This is a genomic window from Thermosipho globiformans, assembly GCF_003990895.1.
GTDB classification, from domain to species: domain Bacteria; phylum Thermotogota; class Thermotogae; order Thermotogales; family Fervidobacteriaceae; genus Thermosipho; species Thermosipho japonicus.
This window is the reverse complement of record NZ_BHXD01000006.1, coordinates 65,555-81,151: the sequence shown is the minus strand read 5'-3', so window position 1 is coordinate 81,151 and position 15,597 is coordinate 65,555. Positions and strand designations below refer to the sequence as shown.

The 15,597-nt window shown below is 32.7% G+C and carries 16 protein-coding genes; all 16 read right to left on the bottom strand.

Translation table 11 applies throughout. The features are described 5' to 3' along the window. Positions 1 to 74: 74 nt before the first annotated feature. The 16 genes from EO083_RS05800 to EO083_RS05730 all read right to left on the bottom strand — a co-directional run bounded on the left by EO083_RS05800 (position 75) and on the right by EO083_RS05730 (position 15,462). Entirely contained in the window at positions 75 to 986 is a 912-nt protein-coding gene (locus tag EO083_RS05800) for a radical SAM protein (RefSeq protein WP_126993231.1), read from the bottom strand. Between the two features lie 45 nt (positions 987 to 1,031). Continuing rightward, positions 1,032 to 1,328, bottom strand: coding sequence for a rod-binding protein (locus EO083_RS05795; protein ID WP_126993230.1), 297 nt, complete (start codon positions 1,326 to 1,328; stop codon positions 1,032 to 1,034). 18 nt (positions 1,329 to 1,346) lie between these two features. Continuing rightward, positions 1,347 to 2,336, bottom strand: a complete 990-nt coding sequence (locus EO083_RS05790) for a flagellar basal body P-ring protein FlgI (protein WP_126993229.1) — start codon at positions 2,334 to 2,336, stop codon at positions 1,347 to 1,349. Positions 2,337 to 2,347: 11 nt separating this feature from the next. Beyond that, entirely contained in the window at positions 2,348 to 2,935 is a 588-nt protein-coding gene (locus EO083_RS05785; protein WP_126993228.1) for a flagellar basal body L-ring protein FlgH, read from the bottom strand. Then, positions 2,932 to 3,864, bottom strand: coding sequence for a flagellar basal body P-ring formation chaperone FlgA (gene flgA / locus EO083_RS05780; RefSeq protein ID WP_126993227.1), 933 nt, complete (start codon positions 3,862 to 3,864; stop codon positions 2,932 to 2,934). The genes EO083_RS05785 and flgA overlap by 4 nt, the downstream gene beginning before the upstream one ends. Beyond that, a complete protein-coding gene (gene gyrB, locus EO083_RS05775) occupies positions 3,865 to 5,748 on the bottom strand; it encodes a DNA topoisomerase (ATP-hydrolyzing) subunit B (protein WP_126993226.1) in 1,884 nt (627 codons plus the stop codon). Next, positions 5,738 to 6,043 carry a DciA family protein gene (locus EO083_RS05770; protein WP_126993225.1) on the bottom strand — a complete coding sequence of 102 codons (306 nt, stop codon included), beginning with the start codon at positions 6,041 to 6,043 and terminating at the stop codon, positions 5,738 to 5,740. Before EO083_RS05770 ends, gyrB begins: the two co-directional genes overlap by 11 nt. Then, positions 6,027 to 6,767, bottom strand: coding sequence for an aminotransferase class IV (locus EO083_RS05765; RefSeq protein ID WP_126993224.1), 741 nt, complete (start codon positions 6,765 to 6,767; stop codon positions 6,027 to 6,029). Before EO083_RS05765 ends, EO083_RS05770 begins: the two co-directional genes overlap by 17 nt. Further along, positions 6,742 to 8,031 carry a tRNA (N(6)-L-threonylcarbamoyladenosine(37)-C(2))-methylthiotransferase MtaB gene (gene mtaB / locus EO083_RS05760; protein WP_126993223.1) on the bottom strand — a complete coding sequence of 430 codons (1,290 nt, stop codon included), beginning with the start codon at positions 8,029 to 8,031 and terminating at the stop codon, positions 6,742 to 6,744. The genes EO083_RS05765 and mtaB overlap by 26 nt, the downstream gene beginning before the upstream one ends. Positions 8,032 to 8,036: 5 nt before the next feature. Then, a complete protein-coding gene (locus tag EO083_RS05755; RefSeq protein WP_126993222.1) occupies positions 8,037 to 8,480 on the bottom strand; it encodes a CBS domain-containing protein in 444 nt (147 codons plus the stop codon). Position 8,481: 1 nt separating this feature from the next. Beyond that, a complete protein-coding gene (locus tag EO083_RS05750; RefSeq protein WP_126993221.1) occupies positions 8,482 to 9,435 on the bottom strand; it encodes a 1-phosphofructokinase family hexose kinase in 954 nt (317 codons plus the stop codon). A gap of 4 nt (positions 9,436 to 9,439) precedes the next feature. After that, positions 9,440 to 10,159, bottom strand: coding sequence for an ATP-binding cassette domain-containing protein (locus tag EO083_RS05745; RefSeq protein ID WP_126993220.1), 720 nt, complete (start codon positions 10,157 to 10,159; stop codon positions 9,440 to 9,442). Then, positions 10,131 to 10,274, bottom strand: a complete 144-nt coding sequence (locus EO083_RS09880; protein ID WP_004100797.1) for a hypothetical protein — start codon at positions 10,272 to 10,274, stop codon at positions 10,131 to 10,133. Before EO083_RS09880 ends, EO083_RS05745 begins: the two co-directional genes overlap by 29 nt. A gap of 256 nt (positions 10,275 to 10,530) precedes the next feature. Then, entirely contained in the window at positions 10,531 to 11,127 is a 597-nt protein-coding gene (locus EO083_RS05740) for a hypothetical protein (RefSeq protein WP_126993219.1), read from the bottom strand. Between the two features lie 13 nt (positions 11,128 to 11,140). Further along, positions 11,141 to 13,888 (bottom strand): hypothetical protein, encoded by a 2,748-nt coding sequence (locus EO083_RS05735; RefSeq protein ID WP_126993218.1) that lies wholly within the window; start codon positions 13,886 to 13,888, stop codon positions 11,141 to 11,143. Positions 13,889 to 13,908: 20 nt separating this feature from the next. Then, a complete protein-coding gene (locus EO083_RS05730; RefSeq protein WP_126993217.1) occupies positions 13,909 to 15,462 on the bottom strand; it encodes a hypothetical protein in 1,554 nt (517 codons plus the stop codon). Between the last annotated feature and the right edge of the window lie 135 nt (positions 15,463 to 15,597).

The window sequence follows — 15,597 nt, the reverse complement described above, 5'->3', positions numbered from 1 at the left end:
TAACGGTTGGCATCTTGTTTTAACAATAACGTAATTTATGACAACAAAACCATAGAATTTGAATCTAATTTGTACTACACCTTTTTAAATCTAAAAAACACCTTCCCGTTGTAATGATACTTTTCTATACTTGGATCCTTTAATAACTTTTTGACAATCTTTTCGCTATCTTTAAAATTCCTTTTAACATCATCCATCATTAAAGGATGCCTTTTCAAGATATTTACAACAGAGGTATAATCATCATGTAAAGTTAAAAAACTCCCATCTGCCATCTTTTCGATTGAGTAAGCATTTAAAACCTGTTTTGCATATTCAATATTTTCTTTATCAGGTATTTTAACCCAAGGCTCTGCAGGTGGTCTTACTGGAACATTTACATAAATCCTATCTGGTTTTATTCTTTCAATCTTTTCTTTTAATTTTAAAATCTCTTCATGTGAATCATTTAGTCCTTTAACAAGCATCACCTCAAGCCAAATTTGTCCTTTAAACTCTTTTCTTAACTTTAAAAGACCGTTGTACATCATCTCATATGTAATTTTTCCATATGGACGATTTATCTCTTTAAAAACCCTATCACTACCTGCATCAAATGTCGGCATTATAATATCACAGTTTAAAACCTCTTTTCTAACATCTTCCCTATAAAAAAGTGAACCATTTGTTATTAAAACTACCTGTCTAGAAGTCATTTTCTTTATACCATCTATTAATTCATCTAGTGGGGTAAATAAAAGGGGCTCACCTTCACTGACAATAGTAACTACATCAAAAACATCCTCACCATATACCTTTATATACTCCTTTAATTCACCTAAAATAACATTTACATCAAAAAATGTTTTTCTTTCATTTGTCATATTTAATGTTCTTCCAAGCTGGCAATACACACACGAATAATTACAAACCTTAAATGGTATTGGAGAAATTCCAAGTGATCTACCTAGTCTCCTAGATGGTACAATACCATATACAAAGCTCATTTTTTCACCTCATAAAAAAATGGACATACCAAATAGTATGTCCAATTATTTTTTTGTATTTGGAATCTGATTGTACACCTTTCCACCTAGTGATCTATACACACTCATACTTAAATCCTTTAGATCGTTTTTTGCAGCCATTTTGGAATACTCATACAACATATTTTCCCTAAACCATTTTTCACCAAAACTTTCTGGAATTAAAGATGACTTTGGAATTGTATCGTACATCTTTCTAAAGATTTGAAAGAAAAAATTTGCTACAAATTCTTCTGAAACCTTTTTTAACTTATCAACATTTATTTGATTTACAGTATTTTGAGATACCTTTGAAATATCCATCTATATTCACCCCACATATCACATAACCTTTACCTCTGCATAAATTGCCCCTGCTTTGTGAAGTTCCTCAATGATACCTATTATATCCTGCGGTGTAGCACCTAATGCCTTTAACGCGGAAATCAGGTTTGAAATTGTAGCTTCCTGCCCATCAATTTCACCATTTTTTATACTCACAACAAAGTTTCCATAGCTAAGGGTAAAATCAGAAATCTTTATATCGCCACCAAAAATTACCGTCCCCGTTCTTTCATTTATAACAACCTTTGCGGCTTGATCGGGTATAACTTCTAGCTCTTCTATTATAGACAAAAAGGTAATAATATCATCTGAAAATGCATCGGGTATCTGTACTCTAACAGATGCAGGATCAACTGCTTTTGCAAGTTTTACAGAAAACTTTTCATTTATTGCAGTTGCAACTCTTGCAGAAGTAGTGATATCTGGGTTTTGAAGAAGTATAGTTACGCTATTATCTGAAACAATATTTGCTGGAATTTCCTTTTCTATAAGTGCACCGTTTGGAATGTAGCCTGTAACTTTGAATCTGCTCTGGAGATTAACTGAAGATTTTACTTCAGCGCCACCCACTGAAACAGGTCCCTGTGCTACTGCATATATGTTGCCGTCTGCTCCATAAAGAGGTGTTTGAAGAAGCACACCATTTTCAAGACTCTTTGCACTGCCAAGCGATGCAACTATAACATCAAGTCTCATTCCTTCTTTGTAAAACGGTGGAATGTCGGCAACAACCATAACAAGTGCTGTGTTGTTTGATTTTATATCTTCCTCAGAGATAGGTATCCCAAAATTTTTGAACATGTTTGCAAGGAGTGGAGAATTAAGCGTTCCTCCATCTCCAGTTCCATTTAAACCAACAACTATCCCAACACCGAATAGTTGGTTATCTCGTGCACCTCTAAATTTTGCAATATCCTTTATCCTAACAACCGCTGAAAGTGAAAATACTGCTACAATTAACAAGGCAATGATTATTTTCTTCTTCATACATTTTCACCTCATCTAAAGAGTTCTGCAAGAGATGATAAAATAAGCCCAAGCCAACTTCCTTCATTTGGATCATCTTCAAATATAATTTTCCCATTTTCCCAAATTTGTGCATCCATCAAATCAGTTGAATTAACGGTATTTTTTGCTGAAATCATATCAGGATTGACCCATCCTGTAATAATAATCTCTCTTAGGTCATTACCAACCTTTATATTTTTTCGACCTTCAACGTATAAATTACCGTATTCATCTACCTTTTTAACAACTGCAGTTATCTGCAAAATAACACTTGTTTGACTTTTGTTTGAACTTTTAACTTTATCCGAATCTTTTATAGGCAAAAATCCTGAAAGATCACTTCCAAGTATTTTTGATCCACTACTTATCGCGCCAAGAATTGTATTCTTGAAAGAATCCACCTCAGAACTTGTAGAAAATCTTGGTGATTCATACACCAGTATATTTACAACATCTCCTACTTTTGATGCACGTGGACTTGCTATAATATTGGAAAATTTACTATTTGGGTTATATATAGAATCTGCCAAAATAAATAATGAAAATAAGATTAAAAACGCAGTTAGTAACTTTTTCATTTTGACACCTCCACGACCTTTAACATAGGTCCCTCTACTATAAGCCCGTATACTATCTTTCCACTTTCAATATTTCTTGCCTTAATCACGTCTCCTACGTTTCCACTTTCAAGTGCCCTAAGCATTGTTTTTACGATAACACCAGGCAATTCTACATATCCCACTATAACCTGACCAACCACCACATCTGGAACTCTTTCGAAATACTCTTCAAACAAAGGCTCGCCAACTTTAAAATACTTTCTAGAAATCATTGGAAGCTTTGATACATCTAAAGGTGTTCCCCTTAAAGAAAATATATTTACATCTGCAAAGGTTACATCGTCCAGATTAACTTGATCTCCGTAATTAATATTTCTCGCAGCTACGGGAATTTTCCTAATACATTTTCCTATTAGGTTAACGTTAAAATATCCGACGGTTCTACCATCTTTTTTTAGAGCAAATCTTACCAAAAAACTTCCGCCAACAGATTGAATTACATCGTAATCAAAATTATCGTGTTCAACGATCTTACCATAGGTTGAAGTAACCTCCACGGTTGAATTTACTGGAAGCATTGAAAGAGCAGATTCTGTTGCTATTTTTAATGCCTGCTCAACGGTTAGAGTAGACATACTACTTTCACTAGTTAAAAGATTTGGAAAAACAACCTTTACAACGCCAACAGTAGGGGTGGCCTCAATTTGAGTTGCCACCCTTGAAAGTCTTTGAAGTATGTACTTTATATTAATATCAGTTGAAGAATTCTCAGGAAGATATGCCAGAACAATATTTTGAAGGCTTGTCGCATCAATTTGAGTATAAGTTGCCGCCACATCAAATACTGTAACTTCATTTCTTGTAACCGTTGCAACATCCAAAAACTGTATGTACATTGAAAGAGATAGAATAGGTAACAGCAAAACAAACAAAATACCTTTTCTCACTTATACATCTATCTCCTTTACAGAAAGTGCGTGTCTAAATATAAATTCCTTTCTGCTCTCAGTATCGCTACCCATAAGCATTTCAAACAACTCATCTGCGGTTTCCGCATCTTCAATTGAAACTTTTAACAATTTTCTTGCGTTTGGATCCATAGTAGTCTCCCAAAGTTGCTCTGGATTCATTTCACCAAGACCTTTGTAACGTTGTATTTCATATTTTTTATCTCCTAATGTCTTTTTAAAATCCTCCAATTCCTCGTCACTATAGAAATAATAATGATTCTTTCCAACAGTTAATTTGTAAAGTGGAGGCTGTGCTATATATATTCTTCCCTCTTCAATTAATTCTTTCATGTACCTGTAAAAGAGCGTCAAAAGAAGCGTTCTAATGTGCGCACCATCAACATCGGCATCGGTCATTATTATTATCTTTCCATATCTTAACTTTTTAATATCAAAATCATCGCCGATACCAACACCCAATGCAGTTATAATATCTCTAACTTGTTCATTCTTTAAAAGCTTAAGCCAACTACTCTTTTCTACATTTAATATCTTTCCACGAAGTGGTAAAATTGCCTGGAAATTTCTATCTCTTGCCTGTTTTGCCGAACCACCTGCGGAATCACCCTCGACTATAAAAAGTTCAGATTCTTCAAGCTTTTTAGTAATACAATCTGCAAGCTTTCCAGGGAGCGAAGAGCTTCCAAAAGCACTCTTTCTCTTTACCATTTCACGAGCATGTTTTGCAGCTTCTCTTGCTTTCTTTGCTTCCAGTGCTTTTTGTATAATTATCTTAAGCGTATTTTCATTCGTCTCAAAAAATTCAAGAAGCTTTTCTCTCACTACTTTTGCTACAGCTTCTTGGACTTCCTCGTTACCCAACTTTGATTTTGTCTGTCCTTCAAACTCTGGAGTGCTACTCATCAAAACACTTATAACAGCAACCATTCCTTCTCTTATATCATCTCCACGCAATGAATCTTTCTTTAGTTGCCCCGTTTTTTTACCTAATTCATTAACGACTCTTGTAAAGGCAGATTTAAACCCAGTAACATGTGTTCCTCCATCAACAGTCCTTATATTATTTACAAATGAATAAATCTTTTCAAAATCTGAATCGGTATATTGGAAAGAAACTTCAACTTTAACCTTTTCGTATTCTCCACTAATATATACTGGTTCATGCAAGGATTTGCTTCCCTTACTTAAATGTGAGACAAATTCTTTAATACCACCTGTATAATGAAACGTTCTTTCTGTATTGTTTCTTTCATCTTTAAAATGAATAGTAATATTTGGATTCAAAAATGCAAGCTCTCTAAGTCTCATTAAAATTGTATCCGTATCAAAATCCGTCGTTGAAAAAATTAATGGATCAGGTTTAAACCTAACTATTGTTCCACGTTTTTCAGTCTCAGCTATTATCTTTACCTCACAGGTTGGTGTTCCTCTTTCATACCTTTGATAGTATACCTTTCCATCTCTGTGTACTTCTACTTCAAGCCATTGAGAGAGTGCATTAACAACCGATGCACCAACACCGTGGAGACCACCACTTACCTTGTATGAATCTTTTGAAAATTTTCCACCAGCGTGCAGGGTAGTCATAACAACTTCAAGTGCGCTCTTTCCAGTTTCAGGATGAATATCAACTGGAATACCTCTACCGTTATCTTCTACCTCAACACTTCCATCCTTGAAAATTGTAACCTTTATAGTATCGCAATACCCCTGTAGTGATTCATCTATACTATTATCGACAATTTCATATACAAGATGGTGAAGACCTGCCTTTCCAGTAGAACCTATGTACATTCCAGGTCTTTGCCTTACCGGTTCAAGTCCCTTTAACACTTTTATATTCTGTGCACTATAGTCCATTTATTGCCCTCCTCTTCTTCCTTATTACTACCTTCTTTATAGCATATATCCCTAATCTATCATTCAACTTTCCACGTATCTTTTCTCTAAAAAAATTAAGTTCTGTTACAAAAAGCTGATCATCACATTCAATATAAATAATCCCATCTTCAAATTTAACCACCTTGCAATGCTCATTAAAAGGCTTTCCAATAACATCTTCAAAATGCTCTCTTGAAAGGGTTGAAACATAAAGGTCTTTCATAAACAAATTCTTCTTTGCAAGTTCCCGTAAAATCTCACCCAATCTTTGCATGAAGATACTCCTCAAACATCCTTGAAAATTTTTCAGAAAGTTCTGTTTTTAATGAAAACTTTCCAAGATAATTTACAGGAACTATACCCATGCTCGTATGTGTAAGAAAAATCTCATCTGCATAGAATAGTTCCTTTACCTCGACTATTTTTTCCTCAACAGTGTAGCCGTTTTCTTTTAACATGTCTATAACAAACGTTCTTGTAATACCTTCTAAAATTCCACTTTCAAGTGAAGGAGTAATTATCTTACCACCTTTAACTAAAAAGACGTTAGAAAAACTTCCTTCACATACCTGCCCCTTTTGCCCTAACAGTATCACATCGTAGTTATCGCCTTTGTTTTGCCTTGCAAGAAAAACATCTGCTCTTGAAAGTGACTTAAAGTTAGGTGGTATTGAAGATGGATCAGCATGTCTTACATTTGAAATATCTATTTTGACACTTTCTACTCTTTTAGTTAATATATTTTCGCCAACAGAATAAAGCTCTACCTTATCACTCACAATTGCAAATACCTTTACCCTATCAAAGGAAATATTTTTCTCAATTTCTTTTTCAAAATCATTTAAACTTACTTCATCTTCTCTTCCAAGATACGATAAAGAATTAATTAGCCTTTTGTAATGCTCTTTAACTGCAAAAGGTTTTCCATCATATATACGAACAGTTTCATATACAACTATTCCGTTAAGTATCTTATCTATTAGAGACCTTTCGTTCATACTTTTTAGAAATCACTCCCTCGTCGGTTACCGCCTGTATTGTTACATTTTCTATCTTACCGAATTCTCCGTGGGAAGTTTCATGTAACACGTAGTATTCATCGTATCCTGAATATATCTTGTTTTTATAACTTTCAATTAAAACTTTTGCTTTTCTTCCAACAAGTTTTTTTCTATAGTCCTTTGCAACTGATGTGCTTACTTTTTCTAGAACTTCAACTCTTTCTTTTTTTACATTTCCAGGCACTTTTTTAGGCATCTTTGAAGCAATTGTGTTAGCTCTATCAGAATATCTAAAGGCATGAACCTTTGAAAATAAAACTTCTCTAACAACTTTCAAAGTTTCTTCAAAATCTTTTTCGCTTTCTCCAGGAAATCCAACCATTATATCTGTTGTGATTGAAAAGTTTGGATCAATTTTCCTTATACTATCAACAACCCTTAAATAATCATCTTGAGTATAATTTCTTCTCATGTTTTTTAATACATCCGTGCTTCCACTTTGAAGAGGAATGTGAAGATGATTACAAATCTTTTCTTCTGTTCCTATCAAATTTATTAACTCTTCATCTAAATCTTCAGGATTTATCGAACTCAATCTAATTCTAAAATCACCCTTTATTTTAACAAGGCTTCTTAACAGCTCATGCAAAGAAGAATCAATATCTTTACCAAATTTCCCAAGATTTAATCCTGTGATTACAATTTCCTTGTAATCTTTATTTACAAGCCTTAAGACTTCACTTACAACTAGATCAACTGGCTTACTTCTAATTTTATTTCCCCTTGCAAACCTTATTGCACAATAACTACATGTATTTGTACAACCATCCTGGACTTTAATAAAAGCACGTGTTCTCTCTGCAAGGGAAGAAAAAACAAATTCATCTTCCAATGAATTCTTATTCCAGTACGCTTTATCAACAAAAACACCAGATTCTCTTAAATATTTATCAATATATTTTTTTTCATTATTTCCCAGTATAAGATCAACGCCTTCTTTTTCTAATTCTTCAAATCCAAGTTGAGAATAACAACCTGTTACTACTACCTTTGCTCCTGGAAATTTCCTCTTTAGTCTTCTTATCTGTTGCTTTATCTTTCTTGTCGCCTCGTTTGTAACAACACAACTATTTATTACAAAAATATCCGATTCTACTTCCTCGTTTACCACTATATATCCTTCATTTTCAAGCTTTTCGGCCATAAGTTCTGATTCATATTGATTCAACTTACAACCGTATGTAAGAACGCTGACTCTCATTCAAATTAGTCCTCCCTGCTAACCGCTTCCAAAATCTTCATCCTTGTTATTACACCAAGTAATTTATCATCTTCATCCACCACAGGTAAAATTTTTAAGCTATGTCTTATCATCAAATCAGCAGCATGTAAAAGTGGTGTCGATTCTTTTATAGTAATAGCAGGTTTCGTCATGATTTCAGAAACAGCTCTATTAGAAATTTTCTTAAGATTTCTAACAAATTGATTTAAATCTGGAATAAATGAAGCTGTTTGTAAAAGCGAAAAATAACTTGGAAGTGCTGCACGAATTATATCATTTTCACTTATAAATCCAACCACCTTGTAATCTTCATTTATAACTGGAACTCCAGTAACTTGTTGTCTAGAAAGAATTTTCAGTACTCTTGAAACACTTTCATCTTCTAAAACAGCGGTTATATCCCTTATATAAAAATCTTTAACTTTCATCTTACTCCACCCTCTCAATCTTAAATTTTTCAAAGGCTTTTTCTATATCTTCAAGTTTAGGTGGAACCTTTGCTCTATACCAAGTCTTTGCAAGTGCTGCCGCATAACCATACTTTGCTATATCAACTAAATTATCTGACTTAAAACATTTATATACCATAGCTGCCATGTACGTATCTCCTGTACCCAAAAGGTGTGAATGTTCTATTTCAACAAGAGGCTTTAAAAACCACACGCCATCTTGGGTTACCACTATATCATAATCTATTTTATACGAAAGAACTACCATTTTTATTCCATACTTTATAAGTTCTTTTCCTGCATCAATATAATCTTCCTGAGTTACCAATTCTTTTCCAAACAAAACCTTATCTTTTCTAAAATCAGGCCTTAAAATACAAGGTGCAGATATCTTTAAAGATTCCTGAATTATCTCATCCTTTGTCTCCCAGAAAACCTTTTTTCCGTACTTTAGGGCGATCTTTGTTAAATCACCATATATTTGATTTGGAACACCTTGAGGAAGACTTCCAGAGATAACAACTGCATCAGCACTAGAAACTATTAGAGAAAATCTTCTTAAAAAATGGTCAATGTCCTCTATTGGAACCCTTGGCCCTGCAGAATTTATCTCAGTCAAAGTATGACTTGACTCATCTATAATAGCAATATTTTCTCTTGTTTCGCCATCTATGTGGACAAAATTTGTGGTAATCAAATCTGAAACTTTTCTAAGTTCAGTAAGTACGATATTTCCAATATAGCCTCCAATGAAACCTGTAACTATCGTTTTAACACCGTAAGATGACAAATCTATAGCGACATTAATTGCCTTTCCACCAGGACTCATTTTTGACATTTCAAAAGAGAGTCTATGCAATTTATCGATCTTAAAATTATTAATATAAAACTCCCTGTCTAATGCAGGATTCATACAAACTGATAAAACAGCCAAAATATCACCTCGCAATCGTATACTCTCTTGGCTCTCCCCTAAATTCAATTTTACCATTTTTCATGGAAATAAACAAATCAGCAAGAGGCAAGAAGCGTTTGAAAAAACGCGTTGCAATTATTAGTGATTTTTCCTCTGAAACTACGCTTTTTCTTAAAATTTTGGAAATTTTGTTCAAATGTTCATCATCAAGGTGATCAAGGATACAATCCAATATTATCACCTTGGATTTTTTTAGATAGGCCACAAAAAGGAGGGCAGAAATTTTTTCAAGTACATAAAATGTAGAAAGCTTTGTATTAAACTTATCACTTAATGCCTTTAAAATCCCAAAATCATCCAAAAGCGGTATGTAGTCATCAAAAGAAAGCATTTCATTACCTGTAGCAAGCTCCAAAAATTCACCAAAGCTCAGGTAATCAAGAGCCTCAAAGAAATTAGTATCAACATACAAAACAAGATTTCTAATTTCTTTGATGCTATAGGAAAATAAATCTTGTTGACAAACAAAAGCACTCCCTGTATATTTAATATCATCGTATACTTCCTCGTTCAAACGTGAAAAAGAGCGTAGAAGGGCAGATTTTGAAGAGCCACGTGGACCGTAAAGGACAAGAATTTCTCCTTCTTTCAACGAAAAAGTAATGTTTTCAAAAAGCGGAACATTATTGGAAAAACCTGAAAAATCAACAGCTTCAAGATTTACCTTTTTTGTGTTTTTCATCACTATTCACCATATCTTTTAATCTTTTTTCAAGCTCTTTTTTTGCTTCAGAATTTCCGGAGGAGGTTAACTTTATTAGCTCAATTTGAGAGAGAATCTTAACGCTTTTTGCCACTTATTTCACCTCCATTTGCTATGTCTCATTTTTTATTGTACACTCTTTTTATTAATTTTACTTTTAATCAAATTTACATTTCATCAAAAAAAGTTACAAAATCTGTTAAAAGCAAAAACTTTTAAAATCAAAAACACCATAAAAAAACACCTTTTAGTTACATTATATTAAAAAAAAATTACACAATTGATATTTAATTGATAAATAAATAATACCGCCCCCTTTAGGAGCGGTATTATTACAATTATAATATTTACTATTTTAAAACTACACTTTTTATTCTAACATCACCTTTTGCTCCGGTCTTAAAATAACCTGTCCCGATCGGTGAACTTTTCAAAATGGAAATAAGATAATTTGAAGCAATTATATTTTCATCTGAAGATATAATACTTTTTACACTGGTATTTTTTGCCCAACTTTCCTCAAGTAAATTATCAAGCCATATATTCAATTTCGATTTGTCAACTTCATATGTGTAAACAATTATACTTCCATCAAGTTGTTTTTGAAGCTCAACGGTGTTTTTACTCAAATTCGATTTTTTAAATAAATCTATTTTAACTTTATTACCATCAAAACTATAGTTATAATCGAACATCTTAGTATTTAAAGTTAAACTTTTTACTTCAGAAATTTTTACTGTAATACCTGTTTGATTATCCTTTAAAATTATCGGATATCCATTTATTTTACCATCCACAAAAATTCTATTTCCATATTCGTCATATATTTCCACATAAGTTTCAAGTTTTGAAACATTTGAAGAAGTACTTGGTTTCAGAAACAATCCACAACTACTTAAAATTAATATCAAAACTATACTTATAGAAATTATTATTTTCTTTTTCACAAAAATCCCTCCCTTAATTTCCCGAATACTCAATATCAGTTGAAGGTGGTGTGTAACCAAACATGACTAGGAAAACGTTTAAATCCATTTCATCTATTTTTCCGTCCCTTTCTGAAAAACCTGGAATAAAACCTCTATTTGGTGGTGAAAAATTTTCACGTGGCCCTATATCGTATTTTGGATCGTATATTCCATTTTCTACATAATTTATCAATGCTGTCCTAAACATTACATAATCATCATCATCAACAACACCGTCTAAATTAAAATCACCAGGTAAAGTCAAATATTTGTTAGCTATAAACTTATTCTTCGAATACAACTCTTTCTCAACAGGGTTATTTTTCAATTGTGTATACAATTCTATATTGAAAAGATCAAAGAATTTTGCTTCATTTTGGAAATAAAGCAGTGCTGGTTCATCAAATTTAAGCCAAAGAGATATCGTAGCAACTCTTGTATCTGTCGATATTCCTGTATGAGAGTTTTCAACAAAAACCATTTTTATATAATTTTCATCCAATTTAGTAAGCAATTCTTCTTCGCTAAAGTTTGGATTAACTTCAACGGATGTAACTGTAGAAAGTGTCATTGAAAGCTCAGGGCTTGTAAGTGTTGCATATAGTGTGCTTGAAAGCGCTCCCTTTGCTGCATCTATTAAAATAAACGCTCTTGTCTCACTTTCTGCATACATAGGTACTACAAAAGTTACAGTTCCTGGAAGATCGGTATAGTAAATTTCAACGTATGTAGGAGCTCTCTTAGTATCATCCACACCTAAAGTTAACTTATCAATCGATTTATAATCATAAACACTATATCCTTGCAAATTATCATCCCATTGGTAAACTTTCCATTTATATGCAAAGGTTCCAGAAGGTATTGAAACTTTAGATGAATTATATGCATCAATTGTTTTAGATGTTTCATCCTTTCCAAATTCTAAAAGTTCTGTTGCATCACTACTTGGAAAGTTATATTTAACAAGTATTGCAAACGTTGAATCAGCAAGAACCTCAGCTATTTTATCATCATATCCGAAAATTATTGTAGCTTCTTTACTTTCAAGATATGGTGCTTCATAGCCTGGTATTCCAGAAGAAAATTGCCTGAAAGAATATGTAGCATCAACAATAGGTGCTGGAATTACATCATTTGTAATATTTTTAATAAAGCTGTCATTAAATAAAAGAGTTAAAGTTGTATCTGTAGAAAACTTTACAAGGAGTTTATCAAGTCCTGCTCTACCACTTGGAATTTTGTCATTAGCTTGTTGGTCACTGTTATTTGTATTAGGATTGGTTACATATTCTTCAGTGGTATATGTTGATATATCTCCACTATCTGCTATAGAAACAACTGTCGCATCATAAACAAGACCATATTTTCCATTGGCATCGTTTAGATTTTCTTTTGAAAGCTCAAGTCCTGAAAATCTATCTTTTGCAACAAGAGTTATACTAGTTCTAAATGTAGGAGCATTAGAATCCACAAAACCTGTTCTATATGAATTTTGGCCTTCCATTGCCCAGAAACCATAAGGACCTTTTGCATCAACAAGATAGGCGTAAATTCTATCATGTATTGTAGAAAAAGCAATAATATAGTTTTCCTCATTTATAGAAGAAAGTGGCACCATTGCAGGTGAACCAATCAATGGGAACGTATCATCTATATCTTTTTCCCATTCTTTAGAAATCTCGTATGTATCATAATCCATGGAATATATAACAACTTTTCCTTTCTTTTCTGGATCATTGTTTAAAAGCACAAACATATAAATTTTATTTTCATCACTTTTCTTGAAAAGAAGCGGAGTAGTTGCAAATCTATATCCTTCAAAATCTGAAACAACTGAATAACTAGTCTGCTTCAATAAATCATCAGCAGCCTGGACAACGTGAATTGTTCCAAGATCATCAAACACAAATATATAATTCTTGGAATCAACTAAAACTCCAGCAGCCATACTTGAGCTTCCAAGTTTAATAAAATCAACGTCAGAATTTGTTCCTTCAGGAGGTATTCTATAGAGCGTTCCTTCTCTGCTGATAGCATATATAAAACCTTCACTGTATGCCATTGGAGTTTCAAAAGTACCACCCAATTTTATAGCATTCACAGTTGTTGTATCAAAATCATATGAAGAGTCCAAGGCTATATTATAAAAATTTCCTTTTGAATCTAAAACGAAAAGTGAATCCTTTTTTGGCGATAAAATAGGTGCAATCTCTACAGGACCTTCTGTTTGATATTTATCGTTTGTAGTAGTCACAGCACCAGAAGATGTATCATAAACTATATGATACACACCATTAAAAGTACTGCTACCAAGTCCCACATAAACATGAATATTATTTCCATCTAAAAACGCTGTCAAAGATCGCGAAATATTTCCGGACAGTTCATAATAATTTGATGTTGTATTACTCCTAAAATAAATTCTACTTTTTCCATCATAGTCGGATGTAACATAAACTATATAGTTACTGCTTACAATAACAGGATAGCTAATATGTTTCCATCCTCTTTCTTCAGGAGTTCCGTATTTTCCTGTAATATTTCCCAATCTATTTATGACATAATAATATCCATCTTTTGTAATTATATGAATATCTCCGGTTTGTTTTACAGCAATACCAGACCCTTGAACATAACCAGTCATGGGAAGCTCAATATAATCACTATCCCATAAAGTACTTATATTCAATGAAAAAGCAAATATAGAAACCAAAAACAAAAGTAAAGTCAATTTTTTCATATAAAACACCTCCGCAAAAATTAATATCCTGTTATAACTGTAAATACATCCTCACCTTGGTATTCATTTCCTTCTTTATCTGAGACACCCTTGACAAAGAAATAAAAATAACCATATCCAATTGAAGTATTTATAGTAAATGTTGCTTCCTTTTCATCTGATGAAATTTCTGAAAGCTTCATCTCCAAAATATCATAATAATCCGAGTAATGATCTTCTCTTATATAAAGGATAGGGGTGGCATATTTTGAAATACCACCTGGATCCATAAAACAAGCACTTATAGAATTCATTCCCAATGGAATACTATTTGTTTTAGATATATCAAGCTTTTCACCATTAACGCTCATTGATATCAATCTTGGTGCACTATTATCATTTACACTTATAAATCTTTCGTTAATACCTGCTCTTCCATTTTCATCTTCTGCATAAACAGTGATATAATGCTCTCCTTCTTCAACAGTCCACTCAACAAATGTTTGAACATCGCCATCAAATCTTTTATATTCTTTCCCATCAATAAAATAAACTATCTTTTTGAAATTTATACCTTCTTCTGTTGGAACAACGGAAATGATAGTTGAATGACCAGGTATTAGATTTGTTTCATTTGATATTGCTATTTCAAAATTAAGATAAGTATCTCCTACAAGAATTCTCTTACCTGTCATCGCCTTTTTACCTAGCCAATCTGTTGCCTTAACTATTAATGAATGATCGCCTGGACTTAATTTTCCAATTTGAACTGGTATATTTTTCATCTCTTCTTGATCAACCGTATCTTCTAACTTTAACTCACCATCTAAGTATATTTCATAACTAGATAACTTTACATCATCTGAGATGTCTACATATACCTGAATATTTGAATTTGTTGGATATGAAAATTTTGAATTAATAATAATCGTTGGGGGCTCCTTATCAATAGGATAAACTTTCAAGTTAACTTTGGTGGCATATTCCATGCCAACAAGATTATCGACTTTTACAAAAAACTCTTTATCTCCATCTTCTGAAAAACTTCCCAAGTTCAAAAATATGTCTCCTGGTTTTGTAGTCATTGAAATTTCTTCCTTTCCATATCTTGAAAGGCCAACTGTTTCAACCTTAACTTCCGGATTAGATGTATTTGCATATAAATGTAATATAACATCATCATCGGTGAAAATAGTACCCGGAACCACTGTTATCCCATCAACAAGAGGCTTTTCAGGATCATACACAAATATTTTCGGTTTGTAATCTACATACTCTTTTCCATCAATCAACGACAATGCTTTTGCCATAACAGAATATTTACCAGGTTTTTCAAAAATAACTTTTGTACTATCTGGAATCTTTTTCAATTGCAAAATGTTTTTTTCGTTATATTCATTTGAAATTTCAACCACAACATTTTTGGCACCTATTATATCTCCATCAACGATTAGATCAACTTCTTTAGAAGCTTCCGCAACATCAGGTGCTTTTATGTTAAGACTAAATTCCTTATTTGAACTATTTATTGCACAAGACATTAGCAAAAAAAATACAGAAATTATCAAAAAAATCTTTAGAGTTATTCGCTTCAAGGTGTCACCTCCAAAATCTTTTAGACTCCTTTTCTGATATATCTTTCTATACACAATTTATTATCTCCTATACTATCCAATGAAAAAGCTCCAAATCCCTTCCTCAGGATTTGGAGCTTTACAAGATTTATAAAT

What these genes read in the sequence shown, in the direction of transcription:
- EO083_RS05800 (WP_126993231.1), bottom strand. Translation starts at nt 986, where the DNA reads ATGAGCTTTGTATATGGTATTGTACCATCTAGGAGACTAGGTAGATCA.
- EO083_RS05795 (WP_126993230.1), bottom strand. Translation starts at nt 1,328, where the DNA reads ATGGATATTTCAAAGGTATCTCAAAATACTGTAAATCAAATAAATGTT.
- EO083_RS05790 (WP_126993229.1), bottom strand. Translation starts at nt 2,336, where the DNA reads ATGAAGAAGAAAATAATCATTGCCTTGTTAATTGTAGCAGTATTTTCA.
- EO083_RS05785 (WP_126993228.1), bottom strand. Translation starts at nt 2,935, where the DNA reads ATGAAAAAGTTACTAACTGCGTTTTTAATCTTATTTTCATTATTTATT.
- gyrB (WP_126993226.1), bottom strand. Translation starts at nt 5,748, where the DNA reads ATGGACTATAGTGCACAGAATATAAAAGTGTTAAAGGGACTTGAACCG.
- EO083_RS05770 (WP_126993225.1), bottom strand. Translation starts at nt 6,043, where the DNA reads ATGCAAAGATTGGGTGAGATTTTACGGGAACTTGCAAAGAAGAATTTG.
- EO083_RS05765 (WP_126993224.1), bottom strand. Translation starts at nt 6,767, where the DNA reads ATGAACGAAAGGTCTCTAATAGATAAGATACTTAACGGAATAGTTGTA.
- mtaB (WP_126993223.1), bottom strand. Translation starts at nt 8,031, where the DNA reads ATGAGAGTCAGCGTTCTTACATACGGTTGTAAGTTGAATCAATATGAA.
- EO083_RS05755 (WP_126993222.1), bottom strand. Translation starts at nt 8,480, where the DNA reads ATGAAAGTTAAAGATTTTTATATAAGGGATATAACCGCTGTTTTAGAA.
- EO083_RS05745 (WP_126993220.1), bottom strand. Translation starts at nt 10,159, where the DNA reads ATGAAAAACACAAAAAAGGTAAATCTTGAAGCTGTTGATTTTTCAGGT.
- EO083_RS05735 (WP_126993218.1), bottom strand. Translation starts at nt 13,888, where the DNA reads ATGAAAAAATTGACTTTACTTTTGTTTTTGGTTTCTATATTTGCTTTT.